The sequence below is a fragment of the Bacillus sp. 7_6_55CFAA_CT2 genome (assembly GCF_000238655.1).
GTDB classification, from domain to species: Bacteria; Bacillota; Bacilli; order Bacillales; family Bacillaceae_G; genus Bacillus_A; species Bacillus_A cereus.
Window position 1 is genome coordinate 179,763 of the sequence record NZ_JH414709.1, and the last position, 6,649, is coordinate 186,411.

Sequence of the window (6,649 nt, forward strand, 5' to 3'; positions counted from 1 at the left end):
AAACTATACGATACTTTTTCGTATAGTTATAGAATATAAGGAGTGACAAGATGGGAAAGACAAGTAAGTATGTGACAGCTGCCGCACTTTGTTCAACTATAGTAATGGGAGGCTTACAAGCGTCATCTGTATCTTATGCAGCTACAAATCCGACTACAGTGACAGCACAATCAGATGTAAAGTTATTAGATGATTTCAGAAAAGAATTAAAAAAACAGATTGATAATCGAGAAGAAAATATTACAATCACATATAAAACAAAAGATAGAAATGCTAGAAATATTATGGATCAATTGTATGGTGAGTTTAATAAAATTGTAGATGCTGATGAGTATGTAAAATATAATGTAGCGTCTACTAGATATTCCATTAAAGGAATGCCAGGGGACTATACGTTTACACTGCAAGTAAAATACCGTGAATCAAAAGAACAAACTCAATATGTAAAAGCTCAGGCGAAATCAATTGTTGGATCAATTGTAAAACTAGGGATGGATGAGCATGAGAAAGTAAAAGCTATTCACGATTACGTTGTTAAGCATGTGTCTTATGATACGTCTTATCAAGCGTATACAGCATATGAAGCATTAGCGAATCGTTCTGCCGTTTGCCAAGGATATACATTATTGACGTATGAGTTGTTAAAAGAGGCAGGTATTCAAAATCATATTGTAACAGGCACAGGAAACGGACAAGCTCACGCGTGGAATTTAGTGAACATTGAAAACAAATGGTATCACCTAGATACTACATTTGATGATCCAGTACCAGATAAAGCAGGGCGTGCAACTTACTCATATTTTAATATGTCTGACGAACAGTTAAGTAAAGATCATGAATGGGATCGTAGCAAATATCCAGCGGCAACTACAAGTTATTTTGGTGAATTAACAAATAAAATAAAAGCTGGTAGCTCAAAAACTGTCGTATATGAGCAGATGTTAAAAGAAACAAATTTACAATACTTATCTGCAGAATACGGAGCAGAAAATTATAATGAATTTAAGCAAAAGTTGCAGCAAAAGTTTGCAGCCAAACCAGAAAAAGTAGAAGTACGATATAAGCAGTCCATGGATGGGACGATGCAAGATATAAAGAAAGTATTAAATGAAATAAATTGGCCAAAAGGTGCAAAGCGTGTGTCTTATCAAGTAGCGCCTTATAGTGCATTGGCGGGTTATTCATTAGCGACAATTACATTTACGTATTAAGCAATGGGAAAAAGCATCTGTAAAAGGTGCTTTTTTTATTAATTGATTGCTTTTAAATATTAAGAATTGTGTGATAAAATAAAAGGATAAGGATGTGAATGTGGAATGAACTTGTTCGAAAGCAATATTTTTACATTGATATATACTTGTTTAGTAATCGGACTTATCGTTTTGTTTTTCATATCATTTACTTTGTTTATTAGAAGAGTATTACAAAGCAGTGCTGCAAAGAAACACCACGTGATTAATATGAACCAGAAGCTAGATCGAATCATTGAATTGCTTGAAAAAGATAAGAAATAGTGATAGAAGAGGTATGAAAAGGGGAAAGAGAATGGCCAATTATATAAAAGAATTACGTGAAAAAGTAGGACATGATTATGTTTTCTTAAACTTTGCCGGTGGTTGTGTATTTAATAAAGAAGGAGAAGTATTACTGCAAAAAAGAGGAGACTTTAACGCTTGGGGATTTCCAGGTGGTGCAATGGAGATAGGAGAATCAGCTGCGGAAACTGCAATCCGAGAAATAAAAGAAGAAACCGGGTATGATGTAGAAATAAATGAGCTTATTGGAGTGTATACAAAATATTTTCAATCATATCCAAATGGAGACAAGGCCCAGTCAATTGTGATGTTCTTTTCATTCTCAATAGTTGGAGGTGACAAAAAAGTAGATGGTGATGAAACGTTGGATTTGAAGTTTTTCCCGTTAGACGACATGCCACCGTTATTTTGTAAACAACATGAAGATTGCCTGCAAGATTTATTGGAGAAAAGAGTAGGGGTATATCGTTAACATATAAAAAAGAAGCTAAATGAAGATTAGCTTCTTTTTTATGTTTCATTTATTTCCACCAATCATCAAACATTGACGCTGGTACTTGTCTTTTATGCTCACTCACTGTGTAACGTTTTTCAATTTTCTCTGCAACGTCAGCTGGAACTGCTTTACCTTCTAAATAATCATCTAATTGATCATAAGTAATACCTAACTCTGTTTCATCAGCTTGACCTGGTTTTTCATCTAATAAATCAGCTGTTGGCATTTTTAAGTACAGTCGCTCGTCTGCGCCTAACTCTTGTAATAATGCACGTCCTTGGCGCTTCGTTAATCCCGTTAATGGTAATAAATCTGCACCACCATCTCCGAATTTTGTAAAGAACCCTGTTACAGCTTCTGCAGCGTGATCTGTTCCGATAACAAGTAGCCCTTTTTGTCCACCAATTGCATATTGAGTAACCATACGGATACGTGCTTTCACGTTACCTTTATTGAAATCTGTTAATGATTCACCCAATAAGTTTTCATATTGATTTGAAAAAGCATCAACAGTTGAAGCTATATCAAATGCAACAGATTGATCTGCTTGAATGAATTGTAATGCTAATTGTGCATCATCTTCATCTTTTTGTACTTTATAAGGAAGACGCACGGCGATAAACGTTGCATTACCACCTTCGTTACGAATTTCTTCAACTGCAAGTTGTGCTAAGCGTCCTGCTAATGTAGAGTCTTGTCCGCCGCTAATACCAAGTACAAATCCTTTTGCACCTGTTTTTTTACATAATCTTTTAAGAAATCAACTCGTTTACGAATTTCAATTTTTGGATCAATTACAGGCTGAACATGTAATGCTTTCATAATCTGTTCTTGTAATGTCATTATGTTTCCTCCTATTCATATTAAAGCGGTAATTAAGTTTATATGTATAATGGTACATACTTCTATCCTTTATTATTTCGCAAAATTAACGAATATACAATAGGATGTGTGTATGAATATGAATGTAGTCATTATAAATAAAGTACTACGTATAAGCAATTTTTTTAAACCTTTCAAAAATGTAAGGTTTTTGTCATTTGAATCGATGGAAGGTATTTCCGCACTTTACTAATATAAAAACATAGATAGTAGAAGGGCGGAGAAGTAATATGAACATTAGAGAACTAGCATATCGGAATGTAACCCGAAATAGACGGACATACTCAGCCTATTTTTTGAGTAGTGCATTTGCAATTATGGCCTTTTTTGTGTATTCATTTTTTGCGTTTCATCCGGCATTAAGTGCAGGAGAATTAGGTCAGTACGTATTCGTAAGTATGTCTTTTGCACAGTCTATTATTTACTTATTTACATTCTTCTTTATTTTATATTCGATGGGAATGTTTTTAAAAACGAGAAAGCGTGAACTAGGGATTTTAATGATGTTAGGTATGACGAAATATCAATTAAAGCGTCTAATCTTTTTTGAAAATATTATGATTGGAATAGGGGCAATTATTTTTGGTATTCTTTCAGGTATGTTATTTTCAGGGGTATTACTATTTGTCGCTCCGATGATATTGAAACTAGATATCTCCTTATCCTATTACATACCGATGAAAGCAATTGTTGTAACGAGTATTATGTTTTTTATTTTATTTATGATCATATCATTGTTTAGTGCAGGAATGATTCGTAAAAATAAGATTATGAAGTTGTTTAGAGGATCGGCAGAGGCGAAACCTGAACCGAAAGCATCAATCATTTCTTCCATATTAGCAGTAGTATTGCTTAGTGCTGGCTATGTAGGAGCTCTTCTATCACATGGAGCAATGGTATTTATTATGATGATTCCTGTTACAACGGTAGTTATTATTGGGACGTATTTGTTGTACAAGCAGCTGAGTGTCTTTATTATTCGATTATGTAAAAAAAGTAAACGTTTCTATTGGACACAGACTAATATTATTACGTTATCAGATTTAGCGTATCGCATGAGAGATAACGCAAGAATGTTCTTTATTGTAACCATTATTTCTACTGTAGCATTTTCCGCAATAGGGACATTAGTTGGCTTCGCATCCATGACGAAAGGGATAATGGAGAGACCGATTTCGTTTCATTACCATTCTAAGCAAGGGAATAGTAACGAATCACAGCATATACAAATGATTGACAAAGGATTAAAGAAACATAGTATAGCAGCTTCAAAAACTAATATTTCGACAAAGAAAACGGAGGAACAGTCGTTAAGAAGCGCCATTTTTATAAAAGAATCAGACTATAAGAAATATGCAAAGTTAACAGGAGAACCATTTAATACTGTAGCAAATAAAGAAGTTGTATTTTTGTCAGCTAATATACCAGGGCCAACGATGAAAGAAAGAAAAGAAATTACTTTACCTAATATGAATGAAAATTTAAAAGTGAAAAAAGTTACTTCATCTTCATTGGGGAAAATATTAAGAGGAAATGTTTATGTAATCTCTAATCATCAATATGATTCATTACAAGATGGATTTATAGAGACAAAAGATTATATGTATAAAACTGAAAGAACGAAAGATGAGATTGAAATTGGTAAAGAGCTTACGCATCAAATTAAACCGTATCAAGAATATTCAACGTTTAGTGCGGAAGAGTACGAGCAAAACCAAAGTTTACAAATTGCAGGACCGATTTTATTTGTAGGTTTCTTTATTGGTATAGTATTTTTCGTTTGCGCAGGAAGTTTCCTTTACTTCCGTTTATTCTCCGATTTGGAGGATGATGTTCGTTTGTTCGAAATGATTCGTAAAGTTGGATTGACAAGTAGGGAATTATCGAAGGTAGTTACAATTCGATTGGCGCTTTTATTCTTCGTTCCAATTGGTGTTGCAACATTACATGGAGCAGTAGCTTTAACGGCGTTAGGGCAAATGTTTGAGTACTCATTGTTTAAAGAAAATACAGTTGTATTAAGTATTTTCATAGGTATTCAAGTTGTATACTTCTTACTTATAAGATCCCGTTATGTAAAACAATTGAAAGAGAGATTACGTATGCATTAAATGTGTTTTTTTAACTCGAGTACAAAATTTTCTAAAAAGAGGCAAGTATTGTCAAAAAGTGATAAAATGGAAAAAGCGAGGTGAAAAAATTAATAGAGAGTAAGGGGGGAGAAATATGAAAGCAACAGGAGTTATTCGAAAAGTAGACGAATTAGGACGAATTGTTATCCCTAAAGAATTACGCGATGTATTGGGAATACAAATCAAATCACCGCTTGAAATTTTTGTAGAAGCAGATAAAATCATTTTACAAAAATATCAACCTTACAATGCTTGCCAAATCACAGGTGATGTTTCAGGGCAGAATATTACATTAGCAAATGGAAATATTACAGTTGGCATAGAGGGAGCGGAATATTTAGTAAAAGAAATAGAAAAGTTTTTAAACAAGAGTGAGGTTTAGTCTTAATTTATATTATTTTTCAAATACATATCATTCTTTTAAAAGACTGTAAGAGGACCATTAATTGGTCCTCTTATTTTGGTTAGTAGTTGAACGACTCGGGTTGTTACTTCCTACAAATCATAGGGAAAATAAAGAAGTATTATAGAGGTAGTAAATGATGTTGAGAAATATTTGAAAAGAAGGAAAACAAAAAGAATAAAACGAATGTTACATTTACACGTATTCAAAAGTGGTCTGAAATGAAAATAATACATTTTCAGGAGGGATTACGATGAGTAGTACAGTGAATAAACAAAAAGGTATACAATTGATTCCGTTTACCGTAAATAAGGTGGTAGAACAAGTAAATGAAATTCCACCAGGTGTACAACTGATTCACGCTCCGCAAGTATGGGAAAAGAGTGTGAAGGGGCAAGATGTAGTCGTTGCCGTATTAGATACAGGGTGTGATACTAATCATATAGATTTAAAAGATCGTATTATCGGCGGAAGAAATTTCACAAAAGATTATGAAGCTGATCCAAATGTGTATCTTGATAATAACGGACATGGTACTCATGTTGCGGGAACGATTGCCGCGACTGAAAATGGTGTCGGTGTATTAGGAGTTGCACCACTTGCTAAAATGTTAGTATTAAAAGTTTTAGCGGGAGATGGTTCTGGAAGTTATGAGCAAATTATTGAGGCAATTCATTATGCTGTAAATTGGAGAGGGCCGAATCAAGAGAAAGTGAGAATTATTTCAATGTCACTTGGTGGTCCGCAAGATGTTCCAGAATTACATGAAGCAATTCAAAATGCGGTAAAGCAGGATGTTCTCGTTGTATGTGCTGCTGGAAATAATGGAGATTGCGATGATGAAACAGAGGAACTAGACTTTCCGGGTGCGTACTCCGAGGTAATTGAAGTTGGTGCCGTTAATTTAGAGAGGAAGATTGCATGTTTTAGTAATTCAAATCAAGAAATTGATCTAGTAGCGCCAGGTGATGAAATATTATCTACGTATCCAGAAGGAAAATATGCTGTGCTAAGTGGAACTTCCATGGCGACGCCGCATGTTGCTGGAGCGCTCGCCTTGCTCATTAAACAGTGTGAGAAAGAATACGGTCGAAAGTTATCGGAGCCGGAAATATATGCACAACTCATTAAAAGAACTGTACCTTTAGGGTACGAACGTACATCTGAAGGGAATGGATTAATAGATTTATTAAAAGAATAG

6 protein-coding genes and 1 pseudogene are annotated in these 6,649 nt (G+C 34.2%); 6 read left to right on the forward strand and 1 reads right to left on the reverse strand.

What is annotated here, in order from left to right:
• Nucleotides 1-50: 50 nt before the first annotated feature.
• The 3 genes from HMPREF1014_RS10010 to HMPREF1014_RS10020 all read left to right on the forward strand — a co-directional run bounded on the left by HMPREF1014_RS10010 (nt 51) and on the right by HMPREF1014_RS10020 (nt 2,007).
• Nucleotides 51-1,211: a transglutaminase domain-containing protein gene (locus HMPREF1014_RS10010; RefSeq protein WP_000520854.1), complete on the forward strand. Its 1,161-nt coding sequence runs from the start codon at nt 51-53 to the stop codon at nt 1,209-1,211.
• Nucleotides 1,212-1,316: 105 nt separating this feature from the next.
• Nucleotides 1,317-1,514 carry a DUF4083 domain-containing protein gene (locus tag HMPREF1014_RS10015; protein ID WP_001048102.1) on the forward strand — a complete coding sequence of 66 codons (198 nt, stop codon included), beginning with the start codon at nt 1,317-1,319 and terminating at the stop codon, nt 1,512-1,514.
• A gap of 31 nt (nt 1,515-1,545) precedes the next feature.
• The gene (locus HMPREF1014_RS10020; protein ID WP_000024999.1) at nt 1,546-2,007 is read left to right on the forward strand and encodes an NUDIX hydrolase; all 462 of its coding nucleotides are present in this window, start codon (nt 1,546-1,548) and stop codon (nt 2,005-2,007) included.
• Between the two features lie 49 nt (nt 2,008-2,056).
• On the opposite strand, the pseudogene nadE reads toward HMPREF1014_RS10020, so the two are convergent.
• A pseudogene (gene nadE / locus HMPREF1014_RS10025) lies at nt 2,057-2,874 on the reverse strand (NAD(+) synthase).
• A gap of 269 nt (nt 2,875-3,143) precedes the next feature.
• Here nadE and HMPREF1014_RS10030 point away from each other — a divergent pair.
• The 3 genes from HMPREF1014_RS10030 to HMPREF1014_RS10040 all read left to right on the forward strand — a co-directional run bounded on the left by HMPREF1014_RS10030 (nt 3,144) and on the right by HMPREF1014_RS10040 (nt 6,649).
• Nucleotides 3,144-5,024, forward strand: coding sequence for an FtsX-like permease family protein (locus HMPREF1014_RS10030; protein ID WP_001026000.1), 1,881 nt, complete (start codon nt 3,144-3,146; stop codon nt 5,022-5,024).
• A 115-nt stretch (nt 5,025-5,139) separates the two neighbouring features.
• Nucleotides 5,140-5,427, forward strand: coding sequence for an AbrB/MazE/SpoVT family DNA-binding domain-containing protein (locus tag HMPREF1014_RS10035; protein WP_000648325.1), 288 nt, complete (start codon nt 5,140-5,142; stop codon nt 5,425-5,427).
• 274 nt (nt 5,428-5,701) lie between these two features.
• On the forward strand, nt 5,702-6,649 hold the full coding sequence (locus tag HMPREF1014_RS10040; protein WP_000099756.1) for a serine protease: 948 nt from the start codon (nt 5,702-5,704) through the stop codon (nt 6,647-6,649).

Bases quoted from the DNA above. Each gene is read 5' to 3' on its own strand.
- HMPREF1014_RS10010 (WP_000520854.1), top strand. From the start codon at position 51: ATGGGAAAGACAAGTAAGTATGTGACAGCTGCCGCACTTTGTTCAACT.
- HMPREF1014_RS10015 (WP_001048102.1), top strand. From the start codon at position 1,317: ATGAACTTGTTCGAAAGCAATATTTTTACATTGATATATACTTGTTTA.
- HMPREF1014_RS10020 (WP_000024999.1), top strand. From the start codon at position 1,546: ATGGCCAATTATATAAAAGAATTACGTGAAAAAGTAGGACATGATTAT.
- HMPREF1014_RS10030 (WP_001026000.1), top strand. From the start codon at position 3,144: ATGAACATTAGAGAACTAGCATATCGGAATGTAACCCGAAATAGACGG.
- HMPREF1014_RS10035 (WP_000648325.1), top strand. From the start codon at position 5,140: ATGAAAGCAACAGGAGTTATTCGAAAAGTAGACGAATTAGGACGAATT.
- HMPREF1014_RS10040 (WP_000099756.1), top strand. From the start codon at position 5,702: ATGAGTAGTACAGTGAATAAACAAAAAGGTATACAATTGATTCCGTTT.